At 70.1% G+C, this 15386-nt stretch carries 15 protein-coding genes and 1 tRNA gene; 9 read left to right on the top strand and 7 right to left on the bottom strand.

Annotation, left to right across the window (positions count from 1 at the left end; genetic code table 11):
- Window positions 1–30: 30 nt before the first annotated feature.
- Window positions 31–480: an ATP-binding protein gene (locus ACFY6U_RS32110; protein ID WP_390043800.1), complete on the bottom strand. Its 450-nt coding sequence runs from the start codon at window positions 478–480 to the stop codon at window positions 31–33.
- Between the two features lie 247 nt (window positions 481–727).
- Between ACFY6U_RS32110 and ACFY6U_RS32115 the strand changes: the two genes are divergently transcribed.
- From ACFY6U_RS32115 to ACFY6U_RS32155, 9 genes are all read left to right on the top strand, one after another.
- Entirely contained in the window at window positions 728–1588 is an 861-nt protein-coding gene (locus ACFY6U_RS32115) for a hypothetical protein (protein ID WP_390043802.1), read from the top strand.
- 232 nt (window positions 1589–1820) lie between these two features.
- Window positions 1821–2570 (top strand): YcnI family protein, encoded by a 750-nt coding sequence (locus tag ACFY6U_RS32120; RefSeq protein WP_390043984.1) that lies wholly within the window; start codon window positions 1821–1823, stop codon window positions 2568–2570.
- Between the two features lie 113 nt (window positions 2571–2683).
- Complete coding sequence (locus tag ACFY6U_RS32125) at window positions 2684–3337, top strand: SCO family protein (RefSeq protein WP_390043804.1); 654 nt, start codon at window positions 2684–2686, stop codon at window positions 3335–3337.
- 5 nt (window positions 3338–3342) lie between these two features.
- Window positions 3343–3831, top strand: coding sequence for a copper chaperone PCu(A)C (locus ACFY6U_RS32130; protein WP_390043986.1), 489 nt, complete (start codon window positions 3343–3345; stop codon window positions 3829–3831).
- A gap of 13 nt (window positions 3832–3844) precedes the next feature.
- On the top strand, window positions 3845–5857 hold the full coding sequence (locus ACFY6U_RS32135) for a copper resistance CopC/CopD family protein (RefSeq protein WP_390043806.1): 2013 nt from the start codon (window positions 3845–3847) through the stop codon (window positions 5855–5857).
- An 8-nt stretch (window positions 5858–5865) separates the two neighbouring features.
- Window positions 5866–7146 (top strand): iron uptake transporter deferrochelatase/peroxidase subunit, encoded by a 1281-nt coding sequence (efeB, locus tag ACFY6U_RS32140; RefSeq protein WP_390043808.1) that lies wholly within the window; start codon window positions 5866–5868, stop codon window positions 7144–7146.
- 155 nt (window positions 7147–7301) lie between these two features.
- Window positions 7302–8237, top strand: a complete 936-nt coding sequence (gene pheA / locus ACFY6U_RS32145; RefSeq protein WP_351494739.1) for a prephenate dehydratase — start codon at window positions 7302–7304, stop codon at window positions 8235–8237.
- A gap of 530 nt (window positions 8238–8767) precedes the next feature.
- Window positions 8768–10045, top strand: a complete 1278-nt coding sequence (gene serS, locus ACFY6U_RS32150; protein WP_351494737.1) for a serine--tRNA ligase — start codon at window positions 8768–8770, stop codon at window positions 10043–10045.
- Window positions 10042–10839, top strand: a complete 798-nt coding sequence (locus tag ACFY6U_RS32155) for an HAD family hydrolase (RefSeq protein ID WP_390043811.1) — start codon at window positions 10042–10044, stop codon at window positions 10837–10839. Before serS ends, ACFY6U_RS32155 begins: the two co-directional genes overlap by 4 nt.
- A gap of 144 nt (window positions 10840–10983) precedes the next feature.
- On the opposite strand, the gene ACFY6U_RS32160 is transcribed toward ACFY6U_RS32155, so the two are convergent.
- The 6 genes from ACFY6U_RS32160 to ACFY6U_RS32185 form a co-directional block, all read right to left on the bottom strand.
- Window positions 10984–11071, bottom strand: a tRNA-Ser gene (locus ACFY6U_RS32160).
- Between the two features lie 291 nt (window positions 11072–11362).
- Complete coding sequence (locus ACFY6U_RS32165; RefSeq protein WP_390043813.1) at window positions 11363–11575, bottom strand: hypothetical protein; 213 nt, start codon at window positions 11573–11575, stop codon at window positions 11363–11365.
- Window positions 11576–11656: 81 nt separating this feature from the next.
- Entirely contained in the window at window positions 11657–12376 is a 720-nt protein-coding gene (locus ACFY6U_RS32170) for an ABC transporter permease (protein ID WP_351494732.1), read from the bottom strand.
- A gap of 10 nt (window positions 12377–12386) precedes the next feature.
- Entirely contained in the window at window positions 12387–13298 is a 912-nt protein-coding gene (locus ACFY6U_RS32175; RefSeq protein ID WP_351706188.1) for an ABC transporter ATP-binding protein, read from the bottom strand.
- Entirely contained in the window at window positions 13295–14200 is a 906-nt protein-coding gene (locus ACFY6U_RS32180) for an ABC transporter permease (protein ID WP_351494728.1), read from the bottom strand. The genes ACFY6U_RS32175 and ACFY6U_RS32180 overlap by 4 nt, the downstream gene beginning before the upstream one ends.
- On the bottom strand, window positions 14190–15155 hold the full coding sequence (locus tag ACFY6U_RS32185; protein ID WP_351494797.1) for an ABC transporter ATP-binding protein: 966 nt from the start codon (window positions 15153–15155) through the stop codon (window positions 14190–14192). Before ACFY6U_RS32185 ends, ACFY6U_RS32180 begins: the two co-directional genes overlap by 11 nt.
- Between the last annotated feature and the right edge of the window lie 231 nt (window positions 15156–15386).

A 15386-nucleotide genomic window follows, 5' to 3' on the forward strand; every position in this document is an offset into this window, starting at 1 on the left:
CCTAGCGCGGGTGTTATGCAGGTGCGAGTGTCATGCCGAAAGCAGGGAAGGATCTTTCTTCCACTTGAGGATCTTGTCGAAGCTGACCACGGTGCCGCCGCGGCCCGGCTTGTTGCCGATCTGGACGTGGTCCGCGAGTTCTCTGATGAGACAGAGGCCCCTCCCGTGCTCGGCGTCGGGACGGGCCGGTCTGATGTCCTGGGTACGGGCGAATCCCGGAGCGAGCCCCGGGCCCGAATCGGCCACTTCGATACGGCACTTCTCGCCGTCCAGGTAGGCGGTGACCCGGTACGCCTCCGAGTTAGGTCCGGCCCCGCCGTGCTCGACGGCGTTCGCACAGGCCTCACTGAGGGCGACGGAGAGGTCGTAGGAGATGTCGGGGTCGACGCCCGCCGTCTCCATCGTGCCGATCAGCAGTCGGCGGGCGAGCGGCACGCTCGCGGCCTCACGCCGCAGATGGAGTGACCACCAGATGCTCATGCTCCAGCCTCCCGGCCGCGGCTCGACATACCGATACCTATTGCCACCCGTGCGCGGGTGTAAGCACTCCGTTCATGTGAGAACGCCCATCCGGGGGATGCGCGGGTGGAGGTTTCGGTGTATGAGGGGTGGTTCGGCACAAGAATGATCTTTCGGTTCTTTCTCTCGATCACCGTCCTCGGGCGTAACGGAATCTTCTGGACCTGACGTCAAAGGGGCCCGGGCCCAGTGCGATGATGAGCGCGCCATGACTGCCCCCCACCCGCGCGCGGCGCGCACCGGAAGCGGACTGCGGCTCCTGCGGGCCGCGGTGTTCGCCGCGCTCTGCGTCGTGCTGGCGGCGGCGGGGCACACCCTGGCCTCCTGCGCGGCCGTTCCGCTGTGGACGCTCGGCGCGGGCTTCCTGGGCACCCTGGCGCTCGCCGCCCCGCTGGCAGGCCGGGCCCGCTCGCTGCCGGGGATCGTGGCCCTGCTCGCGGTGGTGCAGACCGTCCTCCACACGCTGTTCGGGCTCGGTCAGCACGGTGGCTCCGCGATGTCCGGCGGCTCGATGTCCGCGTCGTCCATGGCATCCATGTCGTCGATGTCCATGAGCGACGCCTCGCTGGTGGAGCGGGCGGCACGGCTGGTGTGCGGGGCCGGGGCGGCGCAGATCAGTCCCGCCCACGCGTACAAGATCCTCACGGACGCGCATCTCAGCACCTCCGGGGCGGCCACCGGCACGAGCGGGGCGGCCCGTGCCGCGGACGCCACCGGGGCCTCCGGCTCGCTGCTGCCCTCCGTACCCATGCTGCTCGGGCACGTTCTCGCGGCCGTCGTGGCCGGGTGGCTGCTGCGCCGGGGCGATCTGGCGCTGCTGCGGCTGATCCAGTTGTCGGCCGATTCGGCGCACGGGGTCGCCGAGGGGGCGCTGATCCGTTCCCTGCGCGGGGCGCTCGCGCTGGCGCGCGCCCTGTGCGCCGGGCTCGTTGCCGTGCCCGAGGCACCCGCGCGTGGCCGTCGTAGCACCTGGGACATACCGCCGGCCCCGCGCACCGTCGCACTCCAGCACTCCGTGATCCGGCGCGGGCCGCCCGCGGCCGCCGCCGTACTCGTTCTCGCCGCCTGACACGACGCGACCAGAGCACTCCCCGGGGTCTGCCCGGATCGGAGGGGCCTGCCGCCGTCGTGCGGCACGCGCGCGTGCGCTTTCCGACGGACCCTTTCCCGATGGCCCCTTTCGGCTTTCGGCTTCGGGTATCCGGCTTTCCACGCGCCCCTCAACGACAGAACTAACTCGGAGTGGAGTGCTCCCTGCCATGAAGGCTTCCGCCATGTCCGCCGTGTCCGCCGTGTCCGCCATGAAGGCCTCTCGGGTCGCCGCCGTCGCCGCCGTCGCGGGTACGGCCGTACTGGCCGTCTCCTCGCCCGCGTTCGCGCACGTCAGCGTGCAGCCCGAGGGCACCGCCGCCAAGGGCGGTTACGCGGTCATCGACTTCAAGGTCCCCAACGAGCGCGACGACGCCTCGACCACCGAGGTCGAGGTCAACTTCCCCGCCGACCACCCGATCGCGTCCGTGATGCCGCAGCCGCTGGCCGGCTGGAAGATCGACGTCACCAAGTCCAAGCTGGCCAAGCCGCTGGAGATGCACGGCGAGAAGATCGACCACGCGGTCACCAAGGTCACCTGGACCGCCGAGGACAAGGGCATCGAGCCGGGCTACTTCCAGAAGTTCCCGCTCTCCGTGGGCGCCCTGCCCGAGAACACCGACGAACTGGTCTTCAAGGCGGTCCAGACGTACTCCAACAAGGAGGTCGTCCGCTGGATCGAGGTCCAGCAGGAGGGCCAGGACGAGCCGGAGAACCCGGCCCCGGTCCTCGCGCTGTCCGCCGCCACGGACGACCACCACGGGTCCGCCACGGCCGAGGACACGGCCGAGGAGACCTCGGCCAAGACCGAGACCACCGCCTCCGACGAATCCGGCTCCGCCGGCGGCACCGACACCACCGCCCGCGTCCTCGGCGTCGTCGGCATCGTCGTCGGCGCGGCCGGGGTCGCCTACGGCGTCCTCGCCGGCCGCCGCCGGTCCACCACCGGCACCGAGGCCTGAGTTCCGCGTCCGTAACGCGCACAGGGGGCCGTGCGACGCTGTCACGGCTGTCGTACGGCTGTCGTACGGCCCCCCGGTGCGCGCCGGATCTCTCACATCTGGGACATTTTCGTATGCGCAAGAAGACGTTCGCCGCGGCCGCGCTGCTCGCCGCCGCCACCCTGACCCTCTCCGCCTGCGGCAGCGGCGACGACGCGAAGTCACCCGTCACCGTGGTCGCCGGAGACACCTCGAACAAGGCCGCGACCATCCTGGACACGCCGTTCGAAAAGCCGGACCTGGTACTCACCGACACCCAGGGCAAGAAGTACGACCTGCGCGCGGAGACCAAGGGCAGGCCGACGCTGATCTACTTCGGCTACACGCACTGCCCCGACGTCTGCCCGCTGACCATGAACAACCTCGCGGTCGCCAAGAAGGCACTGTCCAAGGCCGACCAGGCGAAGCTGCGGGTCGTGTTCGTCACCACCGACCCGGCCCGTGACACCCCGTCCGAGCTCGGCAAGTGGCTCAAGGGCATCGACCCGAGGTTCGTCGGGCTGACCGGTGACTTTGCCACCATCCAGGCCGGCGCCCGCACCCTCGGCATCTCCATCGAGCCGACCCACAAGGACAAGAAGACCGGCAAGGTCGTCTCGGTGCACGGCACCCAGGTCATCGCGTTCTCGCCGAAGACCGACGGCGGATACGTCCTCTACGGCGAGGACGCCACCGTCGACGACTACACCAAGGACCTCCCCAAGCTGATCAAGGGGGAGAACCCGTGAAGCCCATGACGCCCATAAAGCCCGGAAGGCCCCTCGCCCTGACCGGGATAGCGGTCGCGGGGGCTCTTGCCCTCGCGGGCTGCGGCGGCTCGGGCTCCTCAGGAGCCTCAGGAGCCTCGGGGGCCGAGCTGTCCGTCGGCGCCTCCTACATGCCGCAGCCGGTCTCCGCCGACATGGCCGCCGGGTTCCTGACGATCACCAACAAGGGCGGCACGAAGGACGAGCTGACCTCCGTCACCAGCGACTCCGCCGGTGAGATCACCATGCACGAGACCAACGGCGGGGCGATGGAGGAGGTCACCTCCTTCAAGGTGCCCGCACACGGTCAACTCGTGTTCAAAAGTGGTGGCAACCATCTGATGTTCGAGAAGCTGAAGCGCCGCCCGGAACAGGGCGACACGATCACGTTGAAACTCAAGTTCGCCGAATCCGGTCCGCTCACCGTCGAGATGCCGGTGAAGTCCGCCACGTACAACCCGTCGACCGGACACTGAGGGAGGACCGACCTTGACGCGGACCATCACCCCCCGCCTGCGCACCCTGGTGCTGCTGTTCCTCGCCGTCACCGGCGCGCTGCTGGCCGGTGCCGGGCCGGCCTCGGCGCACGCGGCGCTGACCGGCAGCGACCCCTCCCAGGGGGTGGTGGTCACCAAGGCGCCCGACCAGGTCTCGCTCACGTTCTCCGAGAACGTGTCGCTGAACAACAACTCGATCCGGGTCCTCGACCCCAAGGGCAAGCGGGTCGACCTGGCCAAGCCGGACAACCTGAGCGGCACGACCTACGGCGTGCAGCTCAAGAGCGGACTGGGCAAGGGCACGTACACCGTCGCCTGGCAGGTCGTCTCGGCGGACAGCCACCCCGTTGCCGGCGCCTTCACCTTCTCCGTCGGCGCGCCCTCCAGGACCGTCGCCTCGGTCGGGGACCAGGAGGCGGGCGGCGGTGTCGTCGGCTGGTTCTACGGCTTCGGGCGGTACATGTCGTACGCCGGGTACATCGTGCTCGTCGGCGGCGCCGCCTTCGTCCTCGCCTGCTGGCAGCGCGGCTCCGGGGTGCGGGCCATGCAGCGCCTGGTCGTCGGCGGCTGGCTGACGCTCACCGCCGCCACGTTGTGGCTGCTGCTCCTGCGCGGCTCCTACACGACCTCCGGCAGCGTCGGCGACATCTTCGACCTGAACCTCCTCGGCCAGGTGCTGCAGACCAAGACCGGCGCGGCGCTGGTCTCCCGGTTGCTGCTGCTCGCGGCGGCCGCACTGTTCATCGCCGTCCTCTTCGGCGCCTACGACAAGCGGGAGGACGAGGAGAAGCGCGACCTGACCTTCGGGCTCGCGATCGGCGGGACCGTCGTGGCCGCCGGGCTCGCGGCGAGCTGGGCCATGGCCGAGCACGCCTCCACCGGACTCCAGCCGGGCATCGCGATGCCGGTCGACGTCATCCACCTGCTCGCCGTCGCCGCCTGGCTGGGCGGCCTCACCGCCCTGCTGGTCGCCCTCTACCGGGCGCCCGCCGACACCCCGGTCGAGTCCACCGCCGTACAGCGTTTCTCCCGCGTCGCCTTCGGGTCGGTGCTCGCGCTGGTCGCCACCGGCATCTACCAGTCCTGGCGCCAGCTCGGCTCCTGGTCGGCGTTCACCGACACGGCGTACGGCGAGCTGCTGCTGGTCAAGATCGGGCTCGTGGCGCTGCTCGTCGGCATCGCGGCCATCTCGCGACGGTGGACGGGACGGCTCGCGGATGCGGCGGTGACGGGGACGGAGACGGCCGAAGAGGCGCAGGAAGAAGCGGCGGAGGAAGCGGCGCAGGAGAAGGTGGCGGTCAAGGCGTCCGCCGCCACGAAGGAGGCCTCCGTCAAGGCGGCCAAGTCCGGCACCGGTGTCTCCGGTGTCGCAGGTGTCTCCGGCGGCTCCGACAAGGCCGGGGCCGCCGCCGACGGCTCCGAGCGTGCCGCCCAGCTCGCCCGGCAGCAGTCCGCCATGGACACCGCCCGGCAGAAGCGTCTCCGGGACGCCGACCCGCACCGCTTCGGTCTGCGACGCTCGGTGCTGGCCGAGGCCGGGGTCGCCGTCGCCCTGCTCGCGGTCACGACCGTGCTGACGCAGACCGAGCCCGGCCGTACCGAGCAGGACGCCAAGGCCGCCACCGCGGCCGCCTCGTCCTCCTCCACGTCGAACTCGTCCTCGGGCGCGCTGACCCTCGACATGTCCTTCGACACCGGCGGCAAGGACGGCAAGGGCGTCGTCCGCGTCGACCTGGACCCCGCGGCGGTGGGCAGCAACGAGATGCACGTCTACGTCCAGCGGCCCAACGGCCGGGCCTTCGACATCCCCGAGGTGAAGGTCGCCTTCACCCTCGACGCCAAGAAACTCGGGCCGATTCCCGTGAACCCCGACCACGTCACCACCGGGCACTGGGCGGCCAACGGCGTGCAGATCCCCATCGCCGGCGACTGGAAGGTCTCCGTGACCGTGCGGACCTCCGACATCGACCAGGTGACCGTCTCCAAGAACGCGCAGATCGGCTGAACCGCACCATGCCCGAACAGTCCCAGTCCGTCACCGAGGCCCGTACCGCAGCCGCCGAGGCTCCCCCGGCCGGGGGCGTCAGCCGGCGCGCGCTGCTCAGCACCGCCGGGGCCACCGGGCTCGTACTCGGCGCGGCGGGCGCGGGCGTCGGCTACGCGGCCGCCCCCGCCCAGGCCACCCCGCTCAGCTCGGTGGGCTCCGACCGGGCGATGTTTCACGGGAAACATCAGCCGGGCATCACCGAGGGCCTCCAGGCGCGCGGCCATCTCGTCGCCTTCGACCTGGCGGCGGGCGCGGGCCGCAGCGAGGCCGCCGCGCTGCTGCGCCGCTGGTCGACGACGGCCCAGCGGCTGATGGCGGGCGAGCCGATGACGCAGGACGACACGGACGTGGCCCGGGACGCGGGTCCCTCGGCGCTGACGGTCACCTTCGGCTTCGGCAACAGCTTCTTCGCCCGTACCGGCCTGGAGAAGCAGCGCCCCTCCGCGCTGGACCCGCTGCCCGACTTCTCCTCCGACCACCTCGACAGGTCGCGCAGCAACGGCGACCTCTGGGTACAGATCGGCGCCGACGACGCCCTGGTCGCCTTCCACGCCCTGCGGGCGATCCAGAAGGACGCGGGCAGCGCGGCGAAGGTCCGCTGGCAGATGAACGGCTTCAACCGCACCCCGGGCGCCACCGCGCACCCCATGACGGCCCGCAACCTGATGGGCCAGCTGGACGGCACGCGGAACCCGAAGCCGACGGACTCGGACTTCGACCAGCGGATCTTCGTACCGGCGAGCGGTTCGAGCGACCCCGCGTGGATGGCGAACGGCTCCTACGCCGTCGTACGCCGGATCCGCATGCTCCTCGACGACTGGGAGAAGCTGTCGCTCACGGCCCAGGAGAACGTGATCGGGCGGAAGAAGTCGAACGGGGCGCCGCTGACCGGGGGCACCGAGACGACGGCGATGGACCTGGAGAAGGCCAAGGCGGACGGGGAGTACGTCGTTCCGATCAACGCCCATGCCCGAATCACCCGGCCCGACCAGAACGGGGGCGCGGCCATCCTGCGGCGCCCGTTCTCGTACCACGACGGCATCGAAGCGGACGGGACACCGGACGCGGGGCTGCTCTTCGTCTGCTGGCAGGCGGATCCGCTGCGTGGGTTCGTGCCGCTGCAGCGGAAGCTGGACCGCGGGGACGCGCTGTCGCAGTACATCCGGCACGAGGCGAGCGGCCTGTTCGCGGTGCCGGGCGGTGCGGCCGCCGGGGAGTATGTGGGGCAGCGGCTGCTGGAGGGCTGATAACCGGGTGATATCCATGCGCCCTCCACGTCATTCCGGTTACCACAGTGGTTTCTGATCACTATTGGTGCGTTTCCGCGCTTCAAACCACCCGGTCGAGTGGATCCGATGAGACGAGTGAGCCGCACCTCTCTGCGCCCATTAGGGTGAGGGACATGCCAGCGAGCTATGCGTATCTCGGCCCCGAAGGCACCTTCACCGAAGTCGCCCTGCGCACGCTTCCGGAGGCCGCCACCCGGGAGCTCATCCCATACGTCTCCGTGCAGTCCGCGCTGGACGCCGTGCGCAACGGCGAGGCCGAGGCCGCGTTCGTGCCGATCGAGAACTCCGTCGAGGGCGGGGTCACCACGACCCTCGACGAGCTGGTCGCCGGCAAGCCGCTGATGATCTACCGCGAGGTGCTGCTGTCGATCACCTTCGCGCTGCTGGTCCGCCCCGGCACCAAACTCTCCGAGATCAAGACGGTGACCGCCCATCCGGTCGCCCAGCCGCAGGTCCGCAACTGGCTGCGGGCCCACCTCCCGGAGGCCGTCTGGGAGTCCGCCGCCTCGAACGCGGACGGCGCCCGCCTGGTCCAGGAGGGCCGTTACGACGCCGCCTTCGCGGGCGAGTTCGCGGCCGAGCGGTACGGTCTGGAGGCCCTGGAGACCGGGATCCACGACGCGGAGAACGCGCAGACCCGGTTCGTCCTGGTCGGCCGCCCGGCCCGGCCCGCGGCCCCGACCGGTGCGGACAAGACCTCGGTCGTGCTCTGGCAGAACGACGACCACCCCGGCGGGCTGCGCGACCTGCTCGGCGAGTTCGCCACCCGGGGCATCAACCTCATGCTGCTGCAGTCCCGGCCGACCGGCGCCGGCATCGGCAACTACTGCTTCTGCATCGACGCCGAGGGCCACATCTCCGACCGGCGGGTGGCGGAGGCCCTGATGGGGCTGAAGCGGATCTGCCGCCAGGTGCGGTTCCTGGGCTCCTACCCGCGGGCGGACGTCAGGCCGGGCGAGACCGTGAGGCCCACGCTGCCAGGGACGTCGGACGAGGAGTTCGTGGCGGCCTCGGACTGGGTGGCGCGCTGCCAGGACGGCCGCTTCTAGCCGGTCGTACTCTCATATCTTCGTTATCCACAGGAGTTATCCACAGGTGCCCATCTCGACCTGGGGACAAGTCGACAGCGACGCATGAGCCTGTCGACAAATCGCCCTACGGGCCTTCGGTGCGACCCCGCCCGCCCACATCACCCTTCGTCCACCCGTTTCCCATGGTTCATCTTTTGGAGCGACGCCTTTCCACTCGAAAGAGGGTGTTGTCCCGGTTTGGCGTGGGAATTCCTCTCTTCACACGCCGCTCGCGGAGTGATCGATTCCGGAGTCCACACCCCTTCCACACACCCTGTGGATAACTCTCGGGTGGGTGTGGATTCCTGTGGACAACCGCACCCCCAAGTCCCGCTCTCCACAAGGGATTCCAGTCAACCGCAGGCCGCAGGCGTGCCCCGTCTCGGGGAGTGAGACACTTTTTATTGACACGCTCGGCAATTCCCCCATAACGGAACGTAAGTCGCGATTCGGAACACGTGTCAATAGTGATTCGTGGGGGGCAACCCCGCACCGGTAGCCTTGGCTTCGTGATTGACCTTCGCCTGCTCCGTGAGGACCCCGACCGTGTGCGCGCGTCCCAGCGCGCCCGTGGAGAGGACGTCGCGCTCGTCGACGCCCTCCTCTCTGCCGACGAGCGGCGCAGGTCCTCCGGCGTCCGCTTCGACGAGCTGCGCAACGAACAGAAGCAGCTCGGCAAGCTCATCCCCAAGGCCTCCGCCGACGAGAAGGCCGAGCTGCTGAAGAAGGCCGAGCAGCTGAAAGCCGACGTCAAGACCGCCGACGCCGAGCGCGACGCGGCCGACGCCGAGGCCCATGAGCTGCTGCTCCGGCTCGGCAACCTCGTCCACCCCGACGTGCCCGTCGGGGGCGAAGAGGACTTCGTCACCCTGGAGACGCACGGCACGATCCGCGACTTCGGTGCCGAGGGCTTCGAGCCCAAGGACCACCTGGAGCTGGGCCAGCTGCTCGGCGCGATCGACGTCGAGCGCGGCGCCAAGGTCTCCGGCTCCCGCTTCTACTTCCTGACCGGTGTCGGCGCGCTCCTGGAGCTCGCGCTCGTCAACGCGGCGATCGCCCAGGCCACCGAGGCCGGCTTCACGCCGATGCTGACCCCAGCGCTGGTCCGCCCCCAGTCCATGGCGGGCACCGGCTTCCTCGGCCAGGCGGCCCAGGACGTCTACCACCTCGACAAGGACGACCTCTACCTGGTCGGCACGTCCGAGGTGCCGCTCGCCGCGTACCACATGGACGAGATCATCGAAGCGGAGCGCCTGCCCCTCCGCTACGCCGGTTTCTCGCCCTGCTTCCGCCGCGAGGCCGGTTCGCACGGCAAGGACACCAAGGGCATCTTCCGCGTCCACCAGTTCGACAAGGTGGAGATGTTCTCCTACGTCGCCCCCGAGGACTCGGAGGCGGAGCACCAGCGTCTGCTGGCCTGGGAGAAGCAGTGGCTGACCTCGCTGGAGCTGCCGTTCCGGGTGATCGACGTCGCCACCGGTGACCTCGGCGCCTCGGCCGCCCGCAAGTTCGACTGCGAGGCGTGGATCCCGACCCAGGGCAAGTACCGCGAGCTGACCTCGACGTCGGACTGCACCGAGTTCCAGTCCCGCCGGCTGTCCATCCGGGTCCGCGACGGCAAGCAGGTCAAGCCGCTGGCCACGCTCAACGGCACGCTGTGTGCCGTACCGCGCACCATCGTGGCGATCCTGGAGAACCACCAGCAGGCCGACGGCTCGGTGTACGTGCCCGAGGTGCTGCGCCCGTACCTGGGCGGCCGGGAGGTCCTGGAGCCGGTGTCCCGGTGAGCTTCCCCTACGGGCTCATCGCCACCGACCTCGACGGGACGCTGCTGCGCTCCGACGAGTCCGTCTCCCCGCGCACCCGTGAAGCGCTCGCCGCGGCCACCGCGGCGGGCGCCGCACACATCGTCGTGACCGGCCGGGGGGTCCCCTGGACCCGGCACATCCTCGACAACCTCGGGTACGACGGTCTCGCCGTGTGCGGCCAGGGGGCGCAGGTGTACGACGCCGGCGCGCACCGCCTCCTCACCTCCGTGACGCTGGACCGGCAGCTGGCCGGGGTCGCCCTCGCGAAGATCGAGGCGGAGGTCGGCCCGCTGTACCTGGCGGCGAGCCGTGACGGACTCGACGGCGACGTCCTGGTGGGGCCGGGGTACGCCGCGAAGGGGCACCTGCCGTCGACCCCCTTCACGGACGCGGCCGATCTCTGGTCGGCGCCGCTGAACAAGATCTACATACAGCACCCGGAGCTGTCCGACGACGAGCTCGCGGAAGCGGCCCGGCAGGCGGCCGGGGGCTTCGTCACGGTCGCCATGGCGGGCGAGGGCATCGTGGAGCTGCTGCCTCTGGGGCTGTCGAAGGCGACCGGTCTCTCGCTGGCCGCGCGCCGGCTGGGCCTCAAGTCCGCCGACACGATCGCCTTCGGCGACATGCCGAACGACATCCCGATGTTCGCCTGGGCGGCTCGGGGAGTGGCCATGGCCAACGCGCATGAAGAGCTTCGCGCGGTGGCCGACGAGGTGACGTCCTCCAACGAGGAGGACGGGATCGCGGTGGTCGTGGAGCGTCTGCTCGGCTGAGCCTGTCGGTTTGCTGCGGGCCCGGTGGGGGCTGAGCGCGCAGTTCCTCCCCCAGCCTTCGGCCGGGGGTACCCCCAGCGCCCCTTAAGTGGGACCACTCGCCGGCGCGTGCAAGTTCAGCTCAGTCACAGTGACAACGTCTTGCGGAGGATGCACGGATCGAACGTGCGCGGGCTTTCCAGGCCCGACCACGGCTTAGCAAACCGGTGCCTTACCACTCGGCCAATCCTCCGGGTGGGCGGCCCACGCGAGAGCGACATCGCGTGTTCGAAGCGGCCGCCCCGGGCAGCTACACGGCGATCCGCCGACGGCTGCCCTGACGGGAGCGGGACGTACTGTCGTGCATGGACATCGTCCGGCTCCTCTCCCGGCTCGTGGGCTACACAACAACTGTGCCTGTAAGCCGAGTTGGGTGCCACTCAATTAGCGCGAGGTGGGCGCCCCGCCAGGGGCGCCGGGGGTACCCCCAGCCTTCGGCTGGGGGAGGAACTGCGCGACCGGCCCCCCGCAGCCGAAGAAGCACCTACCGGCGCCACCAACGCCGCCGGCCCTTGCTGAAGAACCACCCCGCCGGCGGCTCGTCCGACCGCCACGGCTGAGGTTCCGGCGCCTCCGCCCGCCACTTCGCGGCCAGCATCCGCGCTCGCGCGGAAGGCTCCGAAGTCCCCGCGGACCGTATGAAGTCCTCGTCCAGGACGACCCCGTCCCAGTCGCCGTCTCCGACAAGCTCAGCCATCCCCGCGCCTCCCGCACAATGCATCCCCTTTGGCCCAGTCTGCCCGGCCCCAGGTGAAGTCCCCGTCAGTAAAGCGGGCGTCTACTCCTCGCCCGCCAGCGTCAGCGAACGCAGCTTCTGGCCCGCGTACCAGGTGGCCAGGACGGTCACCGCGACCAGCAGCACCGTGCCCGTCGTCAGGGACACGTCGGACGTGATCAGGTCGCCGCCGGTCACCTTGTGGGCGACCGCCAGGGACCACTGCTGGACGCTCAGCGTCCGCGCTCCGGGGACCAGGGAGCCGAACAGGGCCTCCCAGACCAGGGCGTAGACGAGCCCGAAGACCACCGCATGCCGCGACACCGTGCCGAGAAGCAGGAAGAGCGCGGCGTAGGCGATGGAGGCGACCAGCGCGGCGACCGTGTAGGCGACGGCGACCTGCTGCCCGTTGCCGTTGAGGATGAAGCCCGCGATCAGGGTCGGCAGGGCGGAGAAGACCATGGTCACGGCGATCGCCACGATCAGCTTGGTGAAGATGATCGTCGGCCGTTTGATCGGCTTGGACAGCAGGTACACCACCGAGCCGTCGTCGATCTCCGGGCCGATCGCGCCCGTGCCGGCGATGACGCCGATGATCGGCACCATGGTGGCGAGCCCGAGGCCGCCGAGCAGGTCGGCGGCCGTCTGGTCGTCGGCGCCCGCGAGGCCGCGGACGACGACGGAGATCGCGATCAGCAGCAGCGGCAGGGCGCCCAGGATGAGGGCCCGACGGCGGCCGAGCAGGGCCCGGTAGGTGAGCCGGGCGACTGTGGGGTCGTACATCTTCGGCCTCCTACGCCGCGACCAGATACGAGAACACGGATTCGAGGGACTCGTCGGACGGCGAGACCGTGTGCAGCCGGATGCCGTGGTCGCGGGCGACCTTGGGCAGCAGGGCGGTGAATCGGCCGAAGTCGACGGCCTGGATGCGCAACGCGCCCTCGGCGAGGTCGACTTCGATGCCCGAGGTGGAGGGGTCGGCGATAAGGGCGGCCGCGAGGGCGCGATCGTCGCTGGAGCGGACCAGGTAGCGGTGCGGGCGGTCGGTCATCAGGCGACGGATCTTGCGGAAGTCGCCGCTGGCCGCGTGCCGTCCGGCGACCACGACCTCGATGTGCCAGGCGAGTTGCTCGACCTCTTCGAGGATGTGCGAGGAGAAGAGGACGGTGCGGCCCTCGTCGCCCATGCGGCGCAGCAGCTCCATGAGCTGCATGCGCTGGCGCGGGTCCATGCCGTTGAAGGGCTCGTCGAGGAGGAGCAGCGACGGGTCGTGGACCAGGGCGGACGCCATCTTCACGCGCTGGCGCATGCCCTTGGAGTACGTCGAGATCTTGCGGTCCTGCGCGTACTCCATCTCGACCGTGGCGAGGGCCTTCTGGGCGGCCTTGGCACCGAGGCCGTGCAACTCGGCGTTGGCGACGACGAATTCGCGGCCGGTGAGGAAGTCGTACATCGCCTCGCGCTCGGGGACGATGCCGATGTGCTTGTAGATCGCCTCGTTGCGCCAGGTCGGCTGCCCGTCGAGGGTGACCGTGCCGGTGGAGGGGGCGAGGAAGCCGCCCATCATGTTGATGAGGGTGGACTTGCCGGCGCCGTTGGGGCCGAGGAGGCCGGTGACGCCGGGCCCGATGGTCATGGTGATGTCGTTGACGGCGACCACGTTGCCGAACCAGCGGGAGACATGGTCGATGGAGAGCGTGGTCACAGTCCCACCTTCTTGTAGCGGCGCAGCAGAAGGCCGTAGCTCGCGGCGATGAGCCCGAGGACGACGAGCAGGTACACCGCCCCCTGGGCGTGGGAGGGGCCGTCGCCGCCCGGGAAGGTGTTGGTGCCGCCGAGGAGGGCGGTGCTCAGGCCGCCGATCAGGGTGACCGGCGAGAACAGGCCGATCCACGCGATGGCACCGGCGCTGCCCTGCGCGTCGGCGATGGCCTGGAGGGTGGAGACCGCGCCGTAGGAGATGGTCAGCACGGCGATCACGGCGGCGATGCCGAAGCCGCGGCGCGGGGTGACCGACGCGATGACCAGGCCGATGCCGGCGAAGAGGAGGGAGAGCAGGGCGACCGAGACCAGTCCCTGGCCGAACCCCTTGCTCTGGTGGGCGAAGTCCATCTTGGCGAGCAGGGCACCCACGTACAGCACGAGCAGCGGGGCGCCGGTCAGGATGAACATCGCGGAGGCCAGGGCAGCGAACTTGGCCTGGACGTAGTCGGCGGTCTCGATGGGCCGCGAGAAGTACAGCGGGATGGTCTTGAAGCGCAGGTCGCGGGAGACGGCCTGGGGCGCCTGCGAGGCGACGTACAGGCTGATGACGGCCTGCATGATGATCGCGTACCGCGTGTAGGTCACCGGCAGGTCGTGCGCCTTGGTGGCGACGGCCACGGCGACCATGATGGCCGCCGGCACGCACATCACCGCGAACAGCAGCATCGGCAGCACCTTGGACTTCACCGAGCGGCCGAGGCCGTAGGAGCCGCGCAGGGTCTGCGAGTAGAGGGACAGGCGGGCGTACGCGCGGCCGAGGCGGGGGCCGTCGTAGCCGCGGTAGCCGATGTCGTGGATGCGGGACTGGTCGCCCGGTCCCGCGATGGGCTGGTCAACCGCCATGGACGGTCGCCTCCTTCCGCTGCTCGTCGTCGCTGGTGAAGACCTCGGAGATGTGGTGCCTGCGCTGTTCCATGCGCACCAGGCCGAGGCCGAGGTCGGCGACGACGTCGCGGACGAGGTCGTACGTCTCCTCGCCCTGGGCGGTGAGCAGCAGGATGTGGCCGGCGCCGGGGAGGCCGCCGCCCTCGTTGTCCGTCTCCACCCCGCGCGCGTGGAGCGCGTCGCGCACCGCACGGGTGCCGTCCGGGTGCTCGTCGCTGTCGGTGACCTCGATGGCGAGGGTGGTCGTGGACTGCGTGAAGTCGGTGGTGGAGCTGGACCGCAGCAGTTTGCCGCCGTCGACCACGACCACGTGGTCGCAGGTGCGTTCCAGTTCGCCGAGCAGGTGCGAGGTGACCAGGACCGAGATGCCGAAGTCGGTGTGGATGCGGCGGATCAGGCCGAGCATCTCGTCCCGGCCGACCGGGTCGAGGCCGTTGGTCGGCTCGTCGAGGAAGACCAGCTGCGGGTCGTGCACCAGGGCCTGGGCGAGCTTCACGCGCTGCTTCATGCCCGTCGAGTAGCCGCCGATGGGGCGGTACCGCTCCTCGTAGAGCCCGACGTGACGCAGGGTGTCGGCGGTGCGCTCGCGGGCGGCGGCGGGCGGCAGGCCTGACATGCGGGCCATGTGCACGACGAACTCGGTGGCCGAGACGTCGGGCGGCAGGCAGTCGTGCTCCGGCATGTAGCCCACGCGCTCGCGGATGGCGGCGCCCTTGGTCGCGACGTCGAGGCCGAGCACTTCGGCGCGGCCCTCGGTCGCGGGGGACAGACCCAGCAGGATCTTGATCAGGGTGGACTTGCCGGCGCCGTTGGCTCCGACGAGTCCGGTCACACCGGGTCCGATGTCCACGGACAGCCGGTCGAGCGCGGTCACCCGGGGGAACCGCTTGCTCAGGCTTTCGGTCGCGATCACAGTCACGCCATAGAAGGTAGTGACCCGCGCCACTGCGGTCGTCAGACCTCGGAGCCGTCTTCACATCACTCTGGAGTATTACGGGGCCCTAGGGGATCCCCTGCTTGAGAGCTACGCAGAGTTATCCACAGGCCTCGGTCCTCCTATTGACGTCGCCTCTAACAACTGTCACATTCACCAGTGTCAAGTTACGGGCACGTACCGCAGTCGACGGAGACGCGGGCGGGGACG

It is taken from the genome of Streptomyces sp. NPDC013157 (genome assembly GCF_042899865.1).
Classification (GTDB): Bacteria; Actinomycetota; Actinomycetes; order Streptomycetales; family Streptomycetaceae; genus Streptomyces.

Coding starts and splice junctions, on each gene's coding strand:
- ACFY6U_RS32110 (WP_390043800.1), bottom strand. CDS start 480: ATGAGCATCTGGTGGTCACTCCATCTGCGGCGTGAGGCCGCGAGCGTG.
- ACFY6U_RS32115 (WP_390043802.1), top strand. CDS start 728: ATGACTGCCCCCCACCCGCGCGCGGCGCGCACCGGAAGCGGACTGCGG.
- ACFY6U_RS32120 (WP_390043984.1), top strand. CDS start 1,821: ATGAAGGCCTCTCGGGTCGCCGCCGTCGCCGCCGTCGCGGGTACGGCC.
- ACFY6U_RS32125 (WP_390043804.1), top strand. CDS start 2,684: ATGCGCAAGAAGACGTTCGCCGCGGCCGCGCTGCTCGCCGCCGCCACC.
- ACFY6U_RS32130 (WP_390043986.1), top strand. CDS start 3,343: ATGACGCCCATAAAGCCCGGAAGGCCCCTCGCCCTGACCGGGATAGCG.
- efeB (WP_390043808.1), top strand. CDS start 5,866: ATGCCCGAACAGTCCCAGTCCGTCACCGAGGCCCGTACCGCAGCCGCC.
- pheA (WP_351494739.1), top strand. CDS start 7,302: ATGCCAGCGAGCTATGCGTATCTCGGCCCCGAAGGCACCTTCACCGAA.
- ACFY6U_RS32165 (WP_390043813.1), bottom strand. CDS start 11,575: ATGGCTGAGCTTGTCGGAGACGGCGACTGGGACGGGGTCGTCCTGGAC.
- ACFY6U_RS32170 (WP_351494732.1), bottom strand. CDS start 12,376: ATGTACGACCCCACAGTCGCCCGGCTCACCTACCGGGCCCTGCTCGGC.
- ACFY6U_RS32180 (WP_351494728.1), bottom strand. CDS start 14,200: ATGGCGGTTGACCAGCCCATCGCGGGACCGGGCGACCAGTCCCGCATC.